The organism is Myroides sp. DW712, from assembly GCF_046557355.1.
GTDB lineage: Bacteria > Bacteroidota > Bacteroidia > Flavobacteriales > Flavobacteriaceae > Flavobacterium.
Genome location: NZ_JBKFDO010000009.1, coordinates 100,433 through 118,160, shown reverse-complemented (window position 1 = coordinate 118,160; position 17,728 = coordinate 100,433). Strand labels below are relative to the sequence as shown.

Sequence of the window (17,728 nt, the reverse complement as noted above, 5' to 3'; positions counted from 1 at the left end):
ATGTTGTTAAATTAGCGTGTAAAAGTAGCGAGTTTTTCTTTAAAAAAATGTTAGAAACCAGAAGTAGTGACAGGTAGGTCATATCTTAATGACTAATCGAGTGCCACGGCTCATCGATTTATTCCAAACTTTTTCCACGTCCTCTAGCGGGTGTACTTCGGTTTGAATGTGTAGTTTTCCTTGTTCCGCTAATAAAAACATTTCAGGTAGAATAACCTTGTTAAATACAATTAATTCTTCTTTCGTTAAGCTACCAAATCCAGAGCCCATGAGTTGAATATCGGTGCTTCGGAGAATAGCTGAGGTGAGTTGAATTTCTTTTCCAGCCATATCTCCTGCGGTTACAATTTTTACTGTAGAAGTCAAAGGATGAAGATCACTTCCTTTAAACGCATTTAAAATAGCCTGAAAGGGTTTTCCCCATAAATAATCAACGACTACATCAATAGGAGTTTTTTGGTGAATGGTTTGGATTTGAGTCGTTAGTTCATCTTCATTTTCAGGTAAAACGAGCGTTTGGGTCGCTCCATAGGCTTTGAGTTGCTCTAGAGTGGCTTGATTTCGCCCTGTAACAATAATTTCTTTTGCTCCATAATGCTTAGCAATTTGAACGCCTACTTGCCCTGTTACTCCCGTAGCTCCATTAAATAATACGTTTTGGCCTTGTTGCAAGCGAGCGCGAATAATAAGAGGCATGGCGGAGCCTAATACCGCATTGGGTAAGGCAGCAGCTGTTACATCATCTAACCCCTTCGGAATTGGGGTGTAATTACTCGTAATTAAGGCTTTTTCTGCCATCATACCCGTTATTCCTTGCCCATATACTCTTGTGCCATCGGCGAGATAGCCTACGCCGTCATTGCCTACAATGGCGGGTAAATGGGTGTAACTCGCATAGTGTTTGCCGCTGGCTCGTGCTTTGTCTAAATTCTTGACTGCTGCAGCGGTTACCTGAATTATATGTTGACCTTCGTCTGGTGCACCAGGTTCTTCAATTTCTCCATATTGAGGGGCTTGACCTAATGCGTATAAAATGGCTCCTTTCATAAGAATCTTCTTTTGCGTGATAAAAATACGATTTTTAAAAGTAGAAGTGGAAATTGAAATGAATTAAAAAAAGTAGAGGTATTGAGCTGTTAAATAATGCTAAATCACATCAAAACAATAGAAGTACAGATTACATAAAATGAGATTAATATGTATCTTTGTTGTTTTGTACAAAATTATGTCTAAAGTAGAAGATTTTATTGAAGTTTTAGGAGCCAGAGTTCACAATCTAAAAAATATAGATATCCGTATTCCACGAGAGAAGCTCGTTGTTATCACGGGATTGTCGGGTTCTGGTAAGTCATCCTTGGCATTCGATACAATATATGCAGAAGGTCAACGTCGTTATATCGAAACATTTTCTGCCTATGCCAGACAGTTTTTAGGAGGTTTGGAACGACCAGATGTTGATAAAATTGATGGATTATCGCCCGTAATTGCTATTGAACAAAAAACAACAAACCGCAGTCCGCGATCTACTGTAGGAACAATTACCGAAATTTATGATTTTTTGCGCTTATTATACGCTAGAGCTGGAGAAGCTTATAGTTATAATACAGGGGAAAAAATGGTCAGTTATACGGATAGTCAAATTCAAGAACTAATTCTCCAAGATTTTAACGGCAAAAAAATAAATATCTTGGCGCCAGTCGTTCGTTCGCGTAAAGGACATTATCGGGAGCTATTTGAACAAATTGCCAAACAAGGGTTTTTAAAAGTGCGCCTAGATGGTGAAATCAAAGATTTAGAATACGGTATGAAAGCCGATCGATATAAAACCCATGATATCGAAATTGTCATTGATCGCTTGGCTATTGATACAAAAGAACAAACGGTACAACGCTTGGCTGAAAGTATTCAAACAGCTATGTATCACGGCGATGATACGATTGTAATCTTAGATCAAGATACTCAAGAAGTGCGTTTTTTTAGCCGTCATTTAATGTGTCCTACGTCGGGAATTTCGTATGCTAAACCAGAACCCAATAATTTTTCCTTTAATTCTCCAAAAGGAGCCTGTGAGGTATGTAATGGACTGGGAACCGTTCATGAAATTAACCTACATAAGGTAATTCCAGATGCTACTCTTTCTATTAAAAAAGGAGGATTAGCGCCGCTTGGGCCGGAAAAGAATACCTGGATTTTCAAACAAATGGAAACTATTGCACAGCGCTATGCCTTTAAGTTAAGTGATGCTATCCAAGATATTCCCAAAGAAGCGATGGACGTCATCCTTCACGGAGGACAAGATAGCTTTACAGTGGAACATAAAGTAGCGGGAATTTCTAAAAACTATAAGATTGATTTTGAAGGAATTACAAACTTTATTAAGAGTCAATTTGAAGAAAGTGAAACTGCGTCTATCAAGCGTTGGGCGAAAGAATACATGGATGAGATTGATTGTCCATCATGTCAGGGTACACGTTTGAGAAAAGAGGCGTTGTATTTTAGAATCGCAGACAAAAATATAGGAGAGCTCATTCAAATGGATGTCGAACATTTGATTGCATGGTTTTCTGATATAACAGCAAAGCTTACCGATAAACAAAAAAATATTGCTGAGGAAATAGTCAAAGAAATTAATACGCGATTGTCTTTTTTGAAAGATGTTGGATTGACCTATTTATCGTTAAACCGCAGTTCAAGAACACTCTCTGGAGGGGAGGCACAGCGCATTCGCTTGGCAACACAAATCGGATCTCAATTGGTTGGGGTGTTGTATATCCTAGATGAGCCAAGTATTGGTTTACACCAACGAGATAATGAACGCTTAATCAAATCCTTAGAATCACTTCGTGATATTGGAAATTCCGTTTTAGTGGTAGAGCACGATAAGGATATGATTGAACGCGCAGATTACGTGATTGATATTGGTCCTTATGCAGGAAAAAGAGGTGGACAAATCATTAGTACGGGGACACCCAAAGAATTATTGAAAGAAAATACACTTACGGCAAAGTATTTGAATGGAGAACTAGCGATTGCTGTACCCAAAGAACGTAGAAAAGGCAATGGTAAATCTATCAAATTAGAAGGAGCAACGGGAAATAATCTGAAAAATGTGACGGTTGAGATTCCTTTAGGAACGCTAACTTGTGTAACAGGAGTTTCTGGATCAGGAAAGTCAACCTTGATTAACGGAACGCTATATCCTATTCTAAATAATCACTTTTTTAACGCTGTGGCTAAACCACAACCGTATAAAAAAATTAGCGGTTTAGAGCATATTGACAAAGTGATTGGCATTGATCAAAGTCCAATTGGACGTACGCCCCGATCGAATCCTGCAACCTATACGGATGTTTTTTCGGATATTCGAAACCTGTTTTCACAAACCACGGAAGCATCTATTCGAGGGTATAAACCTGGTCGATTCAGCTTCAATGTTAGCGGTGGACGCTGTGATACTTGTGAAGGATCAGGAGTGCGTACCATTGAAATGGGCTTTTTACCCGATGTATACGTAGAATGTGAAACTTGTCAAGGTAAACGTTTTAACCGAGAAACACTTGAGATTCGCTACAAAGGAAAATCGATTTCTGATGTGCTCGAAATGACCGTGGCAGATGCAACAGAATTCTTTGAAAATATTCCGAAGATATACCGAAAATTAAAGACGATTAATGATGTTGGATTGGGCTATATTACCCTTGGTCAGCAGAGTACTACCTTATCAGGAGGAGAAGCACAACGCATTAAATTAGCAACCGAGCTTTCTAAAAAAGATACAGGAAATACGTTTTATATTCTAGATGAGCCTACAACAGGATTGCATTTTGAGGATATTCGCGTCTTGATGCAAGTCATCAATACCCTAGTTGAAAAAGGGAATACAGTGCTGATTATTGAACATAATTTAGATGTTATTAAATTAGCGGATTATATTATTGATATTGGATATGAAGGAGGAGCCAATGGCGGAGAAGTATTAGCAAAGGGAACACCCGAACAAATAAGTAAAGTAAAGAAGAGCTATACGGCTCATTTTTTAAAAAATGAACTAAAAAAATGATTGCATTATGAAAGAAATTTTAGGAAATGAAGAAGAAAAAATTCAAGAAAAATTCAAGCAAAAGTCTTGGACGGAGATAAAAACAAATGATTCTTGGGGGATTTTTAAAATTATGTCTGAATTTGTCAATGGATATGAAAAAATGGGTCGTATCGGACCGTGTATTTCTATCTTTGGATCAGCTCGAACAAAAAAAGAAGACCCTTACTATAAATTGGCGGAAGAGGTTGCTTTCAAAGTAAGTAAAGCAGGCTATGGTGTTATTACTGGGGGCGGACCCGGAATTATGGAAGCAGGTAATAAAGGAGCGCACTTAGGGCAAGGAGTTTCGGTAGGATTGAATATCGAATTGCCTTTTGAACAACATTTTAACCCCTATATTGACAACGATAAAAATATTCAGTTTGATTATTTCTTTGTACGCAAAGTAATGTTTGTCAAATATTCACAAGGTTTTGTTGTGATGCCAGGTGGTTTTGGAACATTAGATGAATTGTTTGAAGCAATCACGTTAATCCAAACTAAAAAAATCGCGAAGTTTCCCATTATATTAGTAGGAACTGATTTCTGGGGAGGGATGTTGGAGTGGATTAAAAGCGTTTTGTTGGATAAATATGCGACTATTTCACCAGAAGATATGAATTTAATTCAATTGGTAGACACGGCAGATGAGGTTGTGGAGCGCATTGATGCTTTCTATAAAAAGTACACGTTGAAACCTAATTTCTAAGGAGAGAAAACGATAAACATAAAAAAACCAGTGTAACGTAATTTTACACTGGTTTTTTTTATACTTTAAGATTAGCTGTTATTTTAGTTCCAATTGAACCACATTTTCAACGTGGTGGGTTTGAGGGAACATATCCACAGGACGAACCTTAGTTACTTTGTAATTGGCGTCTAAGAGTGCTAAATCACGGGCTTGTGTCGCTGAGTTACAGCTTACATACACAATGCGTTGCGGAGCAACTTTTAGTAACATATCCACAACATCTTTATGCATACCATCGCGCGGAGGATCGGTAATAATTACATCTGGATGTCCATGTGTAGCAATGAATTCATCATTGAATACATTTTTCATATCTCCAACGAAGAAATCACAATTCGTAATGCCGTTGCGTTCTGCATTGATTTTTGCATCGGCAATCGCTTCAGGAACGGCTTCAACGCCCACAACTTTTTTCGCCTTTTTAGAAACGAATTGTGCAATCGTTCCAGTTCCTGTATATAAATCAAATACTAATTCATTTCCTGTTAATTCAGCGTAATCACGTGTAATCTTATACAATTCATACGCTTGGTCTGAATTGGTTTGGTAAAAAGACTTTGCATTAATGCTAAATTTTAAACCTTCCATTTCTTCTAAGATATAATCGCGGCCTTTGTATAGTACCACATCTTGGTCATAAATGGTATCGTTAGCTTTGCCATTAATTACATATTGTAATGAAGTAATCTCTGGGAACTGAGCTGCTAAATGATCTAAAAGCAATTCTCTTTCTTGTTTGTGGTCATGGAAGAATTGGATCATCACCATAATTTCACCAATGGAACTAGTGCGAATCATCAAGGTACGCAACAACCCTTCTTGCTCTCTCGGATTGAAGAAAGAGAGGTTATTGGCATTGGCAAAGGCGCGAATTTCATTGCGAATCGCATTAGACGGATCTTGTTGTAAATGACATTTTTGGATGTCTAATATTTTGTCCCACATTTTTGGAATGTGAAAGCCCAAAGCATTTTCTTTGCCAATCTCGTCTCCGCTCGCAATTTCCTCTGGAGTTAGCCAACGGGCATTAGAGAAAGAAAACTCCATTTTATTTCTGTAAAATAGCGTTTTTTCAGAACCTAAGATAGGCTCAAATTCAGGAAGCTCAATTTTTCCAATTCGCTTGAGGTTGTTTTGAACTTCTTGATTTTTGTAAAATAATTGTTGCTCATAAGACATGTTTTGCCATTTACATCCACCACAAGCACCGAAGTGTTGACACACGGGTTCAATTCGGTTTTTAGAGTAACTGTGAATGTTAATAGCGATGCCTTCATAATAAGCTTTACGCTTTTTAACGGTTTGAATATCAATAACATCTCCTGGAACAACATTGGGAATAAAAATAACTTTCCCGTCAGGAGCTTTAGCTACCGAAACGCCTTTTGCACCTGCATCAAGGACTTCTACGTTTTCGAATACGATTCGTTCTGTTCTCTTTCTTTTCATGCCACAAAAATAGCTTTAATTTCGTTTCCTTACTTATTTTTTACTTTTTCTGAAGATGATTTTGTATGGGTTTAAGTGGTTTATTTTCAATGGATTGTGTTTTTTTAAAAGAGATAATCTAGTAATTTATATTGATTCTATTTAATGATGCATAGAGGCATATACGATTTGCACTTTAGTGTAAAAATTGCGTTTTGTCAAGAGTAAAGATAAATAGTCCTTTGTTTTTTCACGTAGAAAATTGCGCCGTCGTGGAGCTGGGAATAAAGAACTAGTTGTGTCTTATTACACTAAGTCAAGGGGTTAGGGAGGAAAAAAAAGAAACGGTTGCTGGTAAAAATACAAATCAAGCGAACATTATAAAAATATAGTTAGATTTTAACAAAAAAATAATAACATTTGGCTAAATAAATCGCAAGAATGGATTGATTTAATCTGGGGTATTCCTTAAATTTACTAAAAATAAAAGTGATTATGAGTAACCTTATAAGAAAGATAGGGGTTTTAACTTCTGGGGGTGATGCACCTGGAATGAATGCAGCAATCCGAGCGATTGTTCGTACATGTTCCTACCACGATGTGATGTGTGTAGGTGTATTTAGAGGATTTCAAGGATTAGTGGAGGGGGATTTTGAAGTGTTGGGACCTCGCGATGTAAATTACATTATTAACAAAGGAGGAACGATTTTAAAAACGGCTCGTAGTGCAGCCTTTCGAACAGAAGAAGGAAGAAAGACGGCCTATGAAAATTTGAAAAATGCACAAATTGATGCGTTGATTGTCATTGGTGGAGATGGAAGTTTTACAGGAGCAATGATGTTGAGTAAAGAATTCGATATCCCTGTGATGGGGATTCCGGGTACCATTGACAATGATATCAACGGAACGAGTCATACCATTGGTTTTGATACCGCATTGAATACGGTTGTGGATGCAGTGGATAAAATTCGAGATACCGCTAGTTCACACAAACGCTTGTTTTTTGTAGAAGTAATGGGACGTGATGCAGGACATATCGCCCTAAATGCAGGAATTGGAGCAGGAGCGGAGGAAATTATTATTCCAGAAGAAAATTTGGGCTTAGAGCGTTTATTGGAATCGCTGAAAAAGAGTAAGTTATCTGGCAAATCGTCAAGTATTGTAATTGTTGCTGAAGGAGAAAAATTGGGTAAAAACGTCTTTGAATTAGGGGAATATGTAGAAGAACATTTGCCTGAATACGAAGTTCGTGTATCCGTTTTAGGTCATATGCAACGCGGGGGAGCACCTTCGTGTTTTGACCGTGTGTTAGCGAGTCGCTTGAGTGTAAAAGCGGTAGAAACTCTACTAGAAGGAGGAAAAAACTTTATGGTTGGGTTAATCAATGACCAAGTAGCACTAACACCCTTAGAACATATCGTTAAAGGTCATACAGCTGTTGATGCAGAATTATTACGCGTATCAGACATCATTACAATTTAGTATAAGAACTTAATAAGAAAGCAAATATGAAAACAAGAGTAGGTATCAATGGATTTGGACGTATTGGACGTCTAATGTTAAGAGAAGCAGTAAAGAGAAACGATATAGAAATCGTTGCAGTAAACGATTTAATGGCGGTAGAACAATTGGCCTATTTAATCAAATATGATTCGGTTCACGGTCGTTTTGACGGAACAGTTGAGGTGGTGAATGGACATTTGTTAGTCAATGGAAAAGAGATACGTGTTACAGCAGAGCGCGATCCTTTATTGTTGAAATGGGATGAGGTAAACGTAGATGTAGTAGCAGATTGTACAGGGGTGTTTAAAGATTTAGCAGGTTGTCAAAAACACTTGGATGCAGGAGCGAAAAAAGTATTAATTTCTTCTCCATCACCAGATGCACCAATGTATGTAATGGGAGTAAATGAAAAAGAATTAAAAGCAACCGATACGATTGTGTCCAATGCTTCTTGTACGACTAACTGTTTAGCGCCTTTAGCTAAAGTGTTGAATGATAATTTTGGTATTGTTGAAGGGTTAATGACAACGATTCATGCAGCTACAGCAACACAATATACGGTAGATGGTCCTTCTAAAAAAGATTTTAGAGGTGGGCGTTCTGCTTTAGTGAATATTATTCCAGCTTCTACTGGAGCAGCTAAAGCTGTTGGAAAAGTAATCCCTGCGTTAAAAGGAAAAATAACTGGAATGTCTATGCGTGTACCAACGGCAGATGTATCGGTTGTGGATTTAACGGTAAAATTAGCGAAACCTACCACATACGAAGACGTTATGGCAGTATTTAAAAAAGCAAGTGAGAACGAACTAAAAGGAATCATGGCCTTTGTAGAAGACGATGTGGTTTCTCAAGATTTTGCTTCTGATCCACATACGTGTATCGTAGATGCAAAGGCTGGTATTGCTTTGAACGAAACTTTTTATAAATTCGTTGCTTGGTATGATAATGAATACGGATATGCTGCTAAAATGATAGACATGGCTGTATTGTTAACTACGGTAAAGTAATAGATTAAGTAGATGAAAATAATCGTTGATAGCGGTTCTACAAAAGCAGATTGGATCTTTTTTGATCAAAATAACAATGTACTAACTTCGGTGACAAGCCTTGGGCTTAATCCCGAAGTTATTACTTTAGAAGAGTTCCATACGCGAGTAAATACCGTGCCAGATATTGCCAGGAATAAGGATCAAATTACACAATTGTACTTTTATGGATCAGGTTGTGGATCAAACCGAAGTAAAACTACTGTACGTGATTTTTTTACCTCCTATTTTGTGAACTGCCAATCGATTCATGTGCATGAAGATACGTATGCTGCAGTTTATGCTACGGTGGGGCAACGAGAAAAAGGCATTGTTTGTATCAACGGAACAGGGTCTAATGTATCCTATTATGATGGAGGTGCCATTCATCAAAAAGTGCAATCTTTGGGGTATATGGCGATGGATGATTGCAGTGGAAGTGCTTTCGGACGATTGATGATTAAAGCATTTTTTCTCAATTATATGCCAATAGAATTGGCGAAAAAGTTCAATCAAAAGTATGATTTAGATGCGGATGTCGTCAAGTATAATTTTTATAAAAAAGAAAACCCGAATGCCTATTTGGCTTCTTTTTTGCCTTTCTTAATTGAACATAAGGATCATGCCTTTTCTCAAGGAATGATTAAAGAACAAGTGGCATTTTTTGTTACACACTATATTAAAAGTCATCCAGAATCAAGTAGTGTACCTGTTCATTTTGTTGGTTCAGTTGCTTATTTTCTCCAAGATGAATTTAAAGCAGTCCTCAAAGAGCACAGGATTACAGTTGGAAAAATCATTCAGAAACCACTGGATGGATTAATTGATTATCACAAATAAAATAAAGATGGAAATAGCAATAATTGCCCACGATGGGAAGAAAGAGGAAATGTTGGCGTTTATTCAAAAAAACAGAGCCCTTTTGTCTAGCGATGGTATTGAATTAATTGCCACAGGAACTACGGGTGGAATTGCACAAAAAGAAGGCTTTGAAGTCTTGCGTATGCTTTCCGGGCCTTTAGGTGGGGATGCTCAAATCGCAGCCCGTGTAGCAGAAGGGAAAACGAATATGGTCTTGTTTTTTAAAGATCCACTGGGAAAACACGCACATGAACCCGATATTAATATGTTGCTTCGCGTTTGTGATGTACACAATGTGCCTTTAGCAACAAACGAAGCAAGTGCGCAATTGTTGTTGAAAGCTATAATGGTTGACAGTTTATAACTTAAGGGGTATGGGGATTTTTCTCTATGAAAGATAGTTTTTGTTTCTGAAGAAGAAACGAACAGTTCACCGATAACTGTAAACGGTAAACTAAAATAACAAAAGAGGGTGTCTTGATCAGGACACCCTCTTTTGTTATTTTGTAGCAATCATTGAAATTTCAACATTGACGTTACGCGGTAATTTTACCACCTGAATGCACTCTCTTGCAGGAGCGGTTTCTGCTTGGAAAAAACTACCGTAAATTTCGTTTACTTTAGCAAAATCATTCATATCTGTTAAGAAAATGGTTGATTTTACAACGTTTTCAAACGTCATGTCTGCTGAGGTAAGAATAGCTTTTAGATTGGCCATTACTTGTTTTGCCTCATCTTCAATACCTGTAGTTACTAAGGTTTCTGTTGCTTGGTTAAAAGGAATTTGACCAGAGATGAACAGCAGGTCACCAACTAATACCGAATGGTTATAGGGGCCAATAGGCTTAGGGGCTTGATTTGAATTTATGATTGTTTTTTTCATGTTGATATTGAATTAAAAATAGCGTTTATCTGGTGCTTTTCGTTTTTCCCACTTGATATCACTTAACATAGACGATTTGATTCCGATAAAGAAGCCCCAGCTGGTATACGTACCAATAGGAACCCAGGTAAAGTCCATGCGCCAGCTTAATAAATCTCGTTCAAAGCGGAATTGAGTAAAGGTAACTCCTTTTTGAGCAAAGTCATAACCCGAAGAAAAACCAACTTTCCAACGAGGCGTTAGCTCAATATTTCCAGACATCATGACTGAGTTATTGGAAATTTCATTTTGACGAGCCGAGTTACTGTAGGTCAAAGAATAAGCAAAGGTTAAGTCCCACGGGAGTTTAGCATTATAGAATCCTTCAAAGGGACGATCTTCTTTGTTGTTGTCAAACATACTTTCGCGATTGTCTCCTAAATTACCTGCTTGTCCAAATAAATCATCACCACGTCCACCATTGTCAATGGAGTTCTGGTTGGGATTTTCTCTATTGCCAAATAATGGGTCATTGCTGTTTAATGACCAGTTCACCGTTACGTTAGCACTTGTTAAACGGAATAAACTTCCGCCGTTGTTGATATTAAAAACATCAATACGTTGATTGTTGTTATTTAAAGCGTAAGGGTCTAAAGTAGCTCCTACGTTAATTTGCATCTTGTTTTGAAAAAGGGCAGTACCCGTGGATATACGCATCGGAGACCATTTCAAGGAGTCTGCTGACATATTATAACTCGTCGAAAGGTTTAAACTGTTTAATAGCATTAACTTTCTAAAACCGTCTTTTTCTTCATCATCTCGTATTTTGGCTTCAAACGTATTGCTCAAAGACATATTCAACATATTGGAGTTCATCTTTCCAGGTGCACCAAATAGTCCGCCTTGGAAACGCGTATAGTCCTGCATCGTTAAGCCAGTAGCGTCTATACTATAGGTGTCGTAATACTTCTCAAAACTAGGGGTGTAGGAGTATCCCACACTTGGGCGCATCACGTGACGAATGGCTTGAATTTTACTGTCTTTGCTAAAGTTAAATGTACCGTAAATGGTTGTCCCAATATTTGTGTTTAGGTTATAGGTACTAAAACGATCAAATCCATTAACGCGAATATCTTCTACGCGATTGGTCTCTGGATTGTACTGTTTCTTAATTGTATTAAATACCCAGGTTTCATTATACGTACCCCCTGCAGAAACAGAAAAGTATTTAAAAAGCTTAAAGTTTGTAGTAATCGGAATAGTGTGTTGGAATCCAGAATTCAAACTGTCAAACATCGGTTGTTTGAAGAAGTTGTCTTCGTGAATATCCACGCGATTTTCCCCTCTTAAGTTATAGGAAAGGTTTAAGTTTTTGATTAACCCTTTCTTAGAGCCATTTTTGGGAGCAAAAGGGAACATTCGATCCACACTAGCTTGGAGCGTCGGTAATGACATATTTACACGACCCGTATTGGTGGATTGAGAGTGGGTCGCCGACAAGGACATATTCACTTGTGGTGTACTTTCAAAGGTTTTAGAATAGCTGATGGAGGAGTTCATCGTATTGTTTAACGAGGCACCTACATTGTAGGAGTTATTCGATTGCCTAAAGTACTGACCACTACCCATGTTTACCGAGGCAGAGAAACGAGAACCTGGATTGGCTTTTCCATCCTGTGCGTGATTCCACTGGATGTTGTAAATCGTGCTTTTTTGGTAATCGGGCAGTCCTCGTTCACTGAATACGTTATTTTCATAACGAACTAATACACGTCCGTTGTATTTATAGCGCTTCGCATAGTTACTGCTCGATCGCATGGCCCAGCTACCGTTGGTATAGTAATCTCCTTGTAAGGTTAAATCGGCCTTCTCACTTAAGGCAAAGTAATATCCTCCATTTTGAAGGTAATACCCTTGTTGATTGGTTTCCCCTACACTGGGAATGATAAAACCAGATTCAGCCTTTTCTGACATAGGGAAAAAAGCAAACGGCAATCCCAATGGAGTAGGAACATCTGCAATAACCATATTTGTTGGTCCAACAACAACCTTTTTGTTGGGAACGAATTTTACTTTCTTGGTTTTGAAGTAATATTCAGGATCGTCTAAATCTTTCGCTGTCGTAAAAATTACATCTTCCATGAAATACACCGAGTCATTCTCCTTTTTCGTCATTCCTGACTTGATGTTGAACTCTCCCTGTGATGTTCTCGATTGCCATACTAATGCGCGTTGAGATTTGGTGTTGTATACAATAGAATCAGGCTCTACTACTTGCCCTCCTTGTTTGAAAACAGGTGCTTGACTTAAATTCCCTAAGCTATCTTTGATACGACCAGCGTAAATTTGATTTTGTTCGTAGTTGAAAACAATAATCCCTGCAGTTAATTCAAAATCTTGATACTTTATTTCTGCTTCATTGAATAAAGTAATCTGTTTTTTCTTTTGATCGAGTTTATTATAGTCTTTAGCTTTGCGATAGACAATGTCTTCTAGAAAACCCTTAACGGGTGGTTTGATGCTATCCTTTGGATTCGCTAGGGCGGGTAAGGAATCTTGAATTGGAACAATAGTATCCGTGTCTAAACCAGGTAATAGTTTAGAGTCTTTGTTGTTGACTTTCAGTGAAGTAGTGGTTTTGTTGAATTCTTGAGCTTTAACTCTAGGGAATGAAAATACCCCTAAAACAAACAAAACTATGACGATATTGAAAATATTAGTACGCAAATCTATGAATATGTGCTATTTTTGTAAAATCAAACCCGTTGTTTTTAACGTGTCAAACTTACATATATTTTTTCTGAAAAATGTAATTTAATTTATATTAAACGAATTCTAAACGACTTTTTTATGAACAATAGACTTGCTCAATTGCTGTTAGTTTTTTCTTTCCTATGTATTACGGTTACTACCTTGGGACAAAATAAAAAATTTAAAGTAGTATTAGATCCTGGTCATGGAGGAAAGGATTCGGGTACGAACCATTCAAGTAACGTAGAGAAAGACATTGTCTTAGCGGTTGCTTTAGAAACCGGTAAGATTTTAGAAAAGAACAAAGATATTGAGGTGATTTACACGCGAGATAAAGATGTTTTCGTTGAGGTAAAGCAACGTTCGGTGATCGCTAATGATAAGGGAGGAAATGTTTTTGTTTCGATTCACTGTAATGGAGTAGATGGAAATGCTGCTTATGGGACTGAAACCTATGTGATGGGTTTAAGTAAGAATAAGTCGAATTTAGATGTGGCAAAGAAAGAGAACTCCGTAATTATGATGGAGGATGACTATAAGACTAAATATGCGGGGTTTGATCCTAAAGCTCCTGAATCTATTATTGGATTGACGTTAATCCAAGAGGATTACATTCATCAAAGTATTGATTTAGCTAGTAGAGTACAGGATGGATTTACCTATGATTTAAAACGCAAGAATAGAGGAGTGAAACAAGGGCCTTTCTGGGTGCTACACGGCGCATTTATGCCAAGTATTTTAATTGAGCTTGGATTCGTTTCAAACAAGGACGAAGGTGCTTATCTATCGTCTAAAAAAGGACAAAAGGAATTAGCTGAATCTATTGCCAAAGGAATTATTGAGTACAAAAATGCCTACTATGGAGGAGATGCGACTCTTAATCTAAGTTCTTCTTCTGAAACAACAACTTCATCCAAGCCTACCCAGACAAAAACGGAAAAAAGCAAAGAAAATAAGGAGAGCACTAAAGAAGTGAAAACGGTAAAAGGAGTGATTTTTAAAGTGCAAATTGCTGCGAGCTCTCGCGTTTTAGAATTAAAACCAAAGAATTTTAATGGTTTGGCTAACGTGACAATGGAAAAAGCAGGAAAAATCAATAAGTATTTTTATGGACAAACTGCCAATTACAACGAAGCAAAAAAACGATTAGAAGAAGCTAAGGCAAAAGGACATAACTCTTCTTTTATCGTGGCATATAAAGACGGAAAGAGCATTTCTGTAGAGGAGGCATTGAAATAAACACTGCTTTTTAAAAAATAAAAGTTTAATTTTGCGTGTTATATAAAAATATAGAGTTTTGAAAATATCTAGAGAAATTAAAACAGCTGTTTTAGTATTAGGAGCAATCGCTTTATTTATTTGGGGGTATTCTTTTTTAGATGGAAGAAATCTTTTTGATAATAGTACTAAATATTATGTTGAGTATGATAATGTTGAAGGACTGACAACATCTTCAAATGTAACAATTAATGGTTTAGTAGTCGGAAAGGTCTCTCGTATCAATATCAATACACAGACTGGAAAGCTGGTGGTGGAATTGATGATGACGCATCCGATCGATATTGCAAAATCAAGTGTAGCGACGATTTATTCGCCTGGACTATTAGGTGGAAAAGGAATTTCTATTGATCCTAAATTTGGAGAGACTGATTATGCTGAATCAGGACAATACTTAAAAGGAGACGTTCAATTCGATATTACTGAAAAATTAGTGGGGGAGTTAGAGCCACTAAAAGATAAGCTGGATGCAGTATTGACTAATGCAAACGCCATGTTAGTATCGGTTAATGGTATTTTAGATGAGCAAATGCAAGCGGATCTAAAAACGAGTGTGTCTGAATTAAAAGGAACTTTAGCTGGTGCAAATAAATTAATACAAGGAGTTGAACCTCAATTGAAAGGAACAATGACCAACTTAAATGTGATGAGTAAAAACTTTGTCGGTCTTTCTCAAGAGTTAAGCGAGTTGGATATTAACGGAACATTTGCTAACTTACAGAGTGCTTCGGCTAATATCGATAAGTTGTTAGCTGATATTGAGAACGGAAATGGTTCGGTTGGTAAGCTGTTAAAGGATGAAGAACTCTACAAAAACCTAACGGGGGCTTCTAAAGAATTAGAGCAGTTAATGCGCGATTTAAAAGAAAATCCGAAGCGCTATGTTCACTTCTCTCTTTTTGGTAAAAAGGCGACACCTTACCAAGAAAAAGAAGAAAAAACGGAATAACAGAAATTTAGAATCAATCTAACCAAAAAAACTAACAACTTTACAGAAACAATTTATTACAACTATGCAGTATTTAGGGCAAGCATTATTTTTAGTATTACTTATCGCTGGATTTGGCTTCTTTATTCGAAATGTAAAGAAATTAATTCGCAACATTAAGTTAGGTCGAAAACTTGACCGCACCGATAGACCTAAAGACAGATGGCGCAACATGATTCGCGTAGCTCTAGGGCAATCGAAAATGGTTAAACGCCCAATACCTGCTATTTTGCACATTTTTGTGTATGTAGGATTCGTCATTATTAACATTGAAATGTTAGAAATTATCGTTGACGGATTATTTGGCACCCACCGTGCTTTTAGTTTTTTAGGCGCTGCTTATGATGTGTTAATTGGAAGCTTTGAAGTACTAGCTTTCTTAGTCATCTTTGGGGTGGTTGTTTTCTGGATTAGAAGAAACATCATTAAATTAAAGCGTTTCAACCAACCTGAAATGGAAGGATGGGCCAAACGCGATGCCAATAACATTATTTACATTGAAACAATATTGATGGTATTCTTCTTGGTGATGAATGCAGCCGATCACTATTTACAAGTAAATAATTATCCACACTATAGTGTCGCAGGATCTTTTCCGATTTCAGGCTTTATTACGCCTGTATTTAACGGAATGGATTTTGCTACTGTTGCTTTTATTGAGCGTTTTTGTTGGTGGGCTCATATTGTAGGAGTAATGTTCTTTATGAACTACTTATATTATTCCAAACACTTGCACATATTCTTGGCTTTCCCGAATACATATTACGCTAATTTAGAGCCACAAGGCGAATTCGATAACTTAGAATCAGTAAAAAATGAGGTGGCTTTGATGATGGATCCCAATGCAGATCCATTTGCAGCTCCTGCTGAGCCTGTAGGTGAACCAGAGAAATTTGGTGCACAAGACGTTATGGATTTAAGCTGGGTTCAATTGCTAAATGCATACTCGTGTACAGAATGTGGTCGTTGTACTTCTTCGTGTCCACAAAATATAACAGGGAAAAAATTATCGCCTCGTAAAATCATGATGTCAACTCGTGACCGTTTAGAGGATGTAAGTAAGATATTAGATGCAAATAACGGCAAATTTGTAGATGACGGAAAAACACTGTTAAACGATTATATCACCCCAGAAGAACTTTGGGCATGTAATACGTGTAACGCTTGTGTGGAAGAGTGTCCAATCGATATTAGCCCTTTGTCCATCATCATGGATATGAGAAGATTCTTAGTAATGGAACAAAGTGCAGCACCAATTGAGTTAAACAATATGATGCAGAATATTGAAAACAACGGAGCGCCATGGCAGTATAACCAAATGGATCGCTTAAACTGGAAGGACGAAAACTAAGTAACTAACAAAATAAATTGACAACAGCTGTTGATTTTAAATAGACACCAATAAATTATGTCAGAAAATTTAGTAGTGCCTACAATGGCCGAAATGATGGCAAAAGGAGAACAACCGGATGTTTTATTTTGGGTGGGTTGTTCAGGTAGTTTTGACGATAGAGCAAAAAAAATAACAAAAGCATTTGTAAAACTGTTGAATAAAGCTAAGGTTTCTTTCGCTGTATTAGGTACAGAAGAAGGATGTACTGGTGATCCTGCAAAACGCGCAGGAAATGAGTTCGCTTTTCAAATGCAAGCCATGATGAATATTCAAGTATTAGACGGGTATGAGATAAAGAAGATTGTAACAGCTTGTCCACATTGTTTTAATACTTTGAAAAATGAATATCCTGATTTGGGAGGAAAATACGAAGTGGTTCACCATACCCAATTCTTAAAATCTCTGTTAGATGAAGGAAAATTAACCATTGAAGGTGGAAGCTTCAAAGGAAAACGCATTACTTTTCACGATCCTTGTTATTTAGGACGTGCCAATAGTGTGTTTGAAGCACCTCGCCAGTTAATTGAAAAATTAGATGCAGAATTGGTGGAAATGAAACGTTCAAGATTGAATGGGTTCTGCTGTGGAGCAGGAGGAGCCCAGCTGTTTAAAGAACCTGAAAACGGAACAAAAGAAGTACACGTAGAACGCACAGAAGAAGCACTGGGTACGAATGCAGAAATTATTGCTGCAGGATGTCCATTCTGTAATACGATGTTGACCGATGGTGTGAAGTTTAAAGAAAAAGAAGGCGAAGTTAAAGTACTTGACGTGGCCGAATTAATCGCAAATGCAGAAGATTTATAA

The 17,728-nt window shown here is 37.3% G+C and carries 14 protein-coding genes; 10 read left to right on the top strand and 4 right to left on the bottom strand.

The features are described 5' to 3' along the window. Window positions 1-78: 78 nt before the first annotated feature. Window positions 79-1,047 carry a quinone oxidoreductase family protein gene (locus ACLJX0_RS09250; protein ID WP_410879938.1) on the bottom strand — a complete coding sequence of 323 codons (969 nt, stop codon included), beginning with the start codon at window positions 1,045-1,047 and terminating at the stop codon, window positions 79-81. A gap of 178 nt (window positions 1,048-1,225) precedes the next feature. On the opposite strand from ACLJX0_RS09250, the gene uvrA reads away from it, so the two are divergent. Together uvrA and ACLJX0_RS09240 are read left to right on the top strand one after the other, a co-directional pair. Next, window positions 1,226-4,060 (top strand): excinuclease ABC subunit UvrA, encoded by a 2,835-nt coding sequence (gene uvrA, locus ACLJX0_RS09245; protein WP_410879937.1) that lies wholly within the window; start codon window positions 1,226-1,228, stop codon window positions 4,058-4,060. 7 nt (window positions 4,061-4,067) lie between these two features. Beyond that, on the top strand, window positions 4,068-4,790 hold the full coding sequence (locus ACLJX0_RS09240) for a TIGR00730 family Rossman fold protein (RefSeq protein WP_410879936.1): 723 nt from the start codon (window positions 4,068-4,070) through the stop codon (window positions 4,788-4,790). Window positions 4,791-4,868: 78 nt separating this feature from the next. Here the strand turns inward: ACLJX0_RS09240 and rlmD are convergent, their stop codons facing one another. After that, on the bottom strand, window positions 4,869-6,281 hold the full coding sequence (gene rlmD, locus ACLJX0_RS09235) for a 23S rRNA (uracil(1939)-C(5))-methyltransferase RlmD (protein ID WP_410879935.1): 1,413 nt from the start codon (window positions 6,279-6,281) through the stop codon (window positions 4,869-4,871). A 474-nt stretch (window positions 6,282-6,755) separates the two neighbouring features. On the opposite strand from rlmD, the gene pfkA reads away from it, so the two are divergent. Genes pfkA through ACLJX0_RS09215 form a run of 4 tightly spaced genes read left to right on the top strand, consistent with a single transcriptional unit; the run spans window position 6,756 to window position 10,013 of the window. Further along, window positions 6,756-7,742, top strand: coding sequence for a 6-phosphofructokinase (pfkA, locus tag ACLJX0_RS09230; RefSeq protein ID WP_410879934.1), 987 nt, complete (start codon window positions 6,756-6,758; stop codon window positions 7,740-7,742). 26 nt (window positions 7,743-7,768) lie between these two features. Next, entirely contained in the window at window positions 7,769-8,770 is a 1,002-nt protein-coding gene (gene gap, locus ACLJX0_RS09225; RefSeq protein ID WP_410879933.1) for a type I glyceraldehyde-3-phosphate dehydrogenase, read from the top strand. Between the two features lie 12 nt (window positions 8,771-8,782). After that, window positions 8,783-9,628 carry a BadF/BadG/BcrA/BcrD ATPase family protein gene (locus ACLJX0_RS09220; RefSeq protein ID WP_410879932.1) on the top strand — a complete coding sequence of 282 codons (846 nt, stop codon included), beginning with the start codon at window positions 8,783-8,785 and terminating at the stop codon, window positions 9,626-9,628. A gap of 7 nt (window positions 9,629-9,635) precedes the next feature. Next, entirely contained in the window at window positions 9,636-10,013 is a 378-nt protein-coding gene (locus tag ACLJX0_RS09215) for a methylglyoxal synthase (RefSeq protein ID WP_410879931.1), read from the top strand. Between the two features lie 135 nt (window positions 10,014-10,148). Here the strand turns inward: ACLJX0_RS09215 and ACLJX0_RS09210 are convergent, their stop codons facing one another. Continuing rightward, complete coding sequence (locus ACLJX0_RS09210; protein WP_410879930.1) at window positions 10,149-10,532, bottom strand: Rid family detoxifying hydrolase; 384 nt, start codon at window positions 10,530-10,532, stop codon at window positions 10,149-10,151. A 12-nt stretch (window positions 10,533-10,544) separates the two neighbouring features. Beyond that, window positions 10,545-13,238 (bottom strand): putative LPS assembly protein LptD, encoded by a 2,694-nt coding sequence (locus ACLJX0_RS09205; protein ID WP_410879929.1) that lies wholly within the window; start codon window positions 13,236-13,238, stop codon window positions 10,545-10,547. A gap of 123 nt (window positions 13,239-13,361) precedes the next feature. Here ACLJX0_RS09205 and ACLJX0_RS09200 point away from each other — a divergent pair, with 123 nt between their 5' ends. The 4 genes from ACLJX0_RS09200 (at window position 13,362) to ACLJX0_RS09185 (ending at window position 17,728) form a co-directional block, all read left to right on the top strand. Beyond that, window positions 13,362-14,501, top strand: coding sequence for an N-acetylmuramoyl-L-alanine amidase family protein (locus ACLJX0_RS09200; protein WP_410879928.1), 1,140 nt, complete (start codon window positions 13,362-13,364; stop codon window positions 14,499-14,501). 58 nt (window positions 14,502-14,559) lie between these two features. Beyond that, complete coding sequence (locus ACLJX0_RS09195; RefSeq protein WP_410879927.1) at window positions 14,560-15,489, top strand: MlaD family protein; 930 nt, start codon at window positions 14,560-14,562, stop codon at window positions 15,487-15,489. Window positions 15,490-15,553: 64 nt separating this feature from the next. After that, window positions 15,554-16,879 carry a 4Fe-4S dicluster domain-containing protein gene (locus ACLJX0_RS09190; protein ID WP_410879926.1) on the top strand — a complete coding sequence of 442 codons (1,326 nt, stop codon included), beginning with the start codon at window positions 15,554-15,556 and terminating at the stop codon, window positions 16,877-16,879. Window positions 16,880-16,936: 57 nt separating this feature from the next. Further along, window positions 16,937-17,728 (top strand): (Fe-S)-binding protein, encoded by a 792-nt coding sequence (locus tag ACLJX0_RS09185; protein WP_410879925.1) that lies wholly within the window; start codon window positions 16,937-16,939, stop codon window positions 17,726-17,728.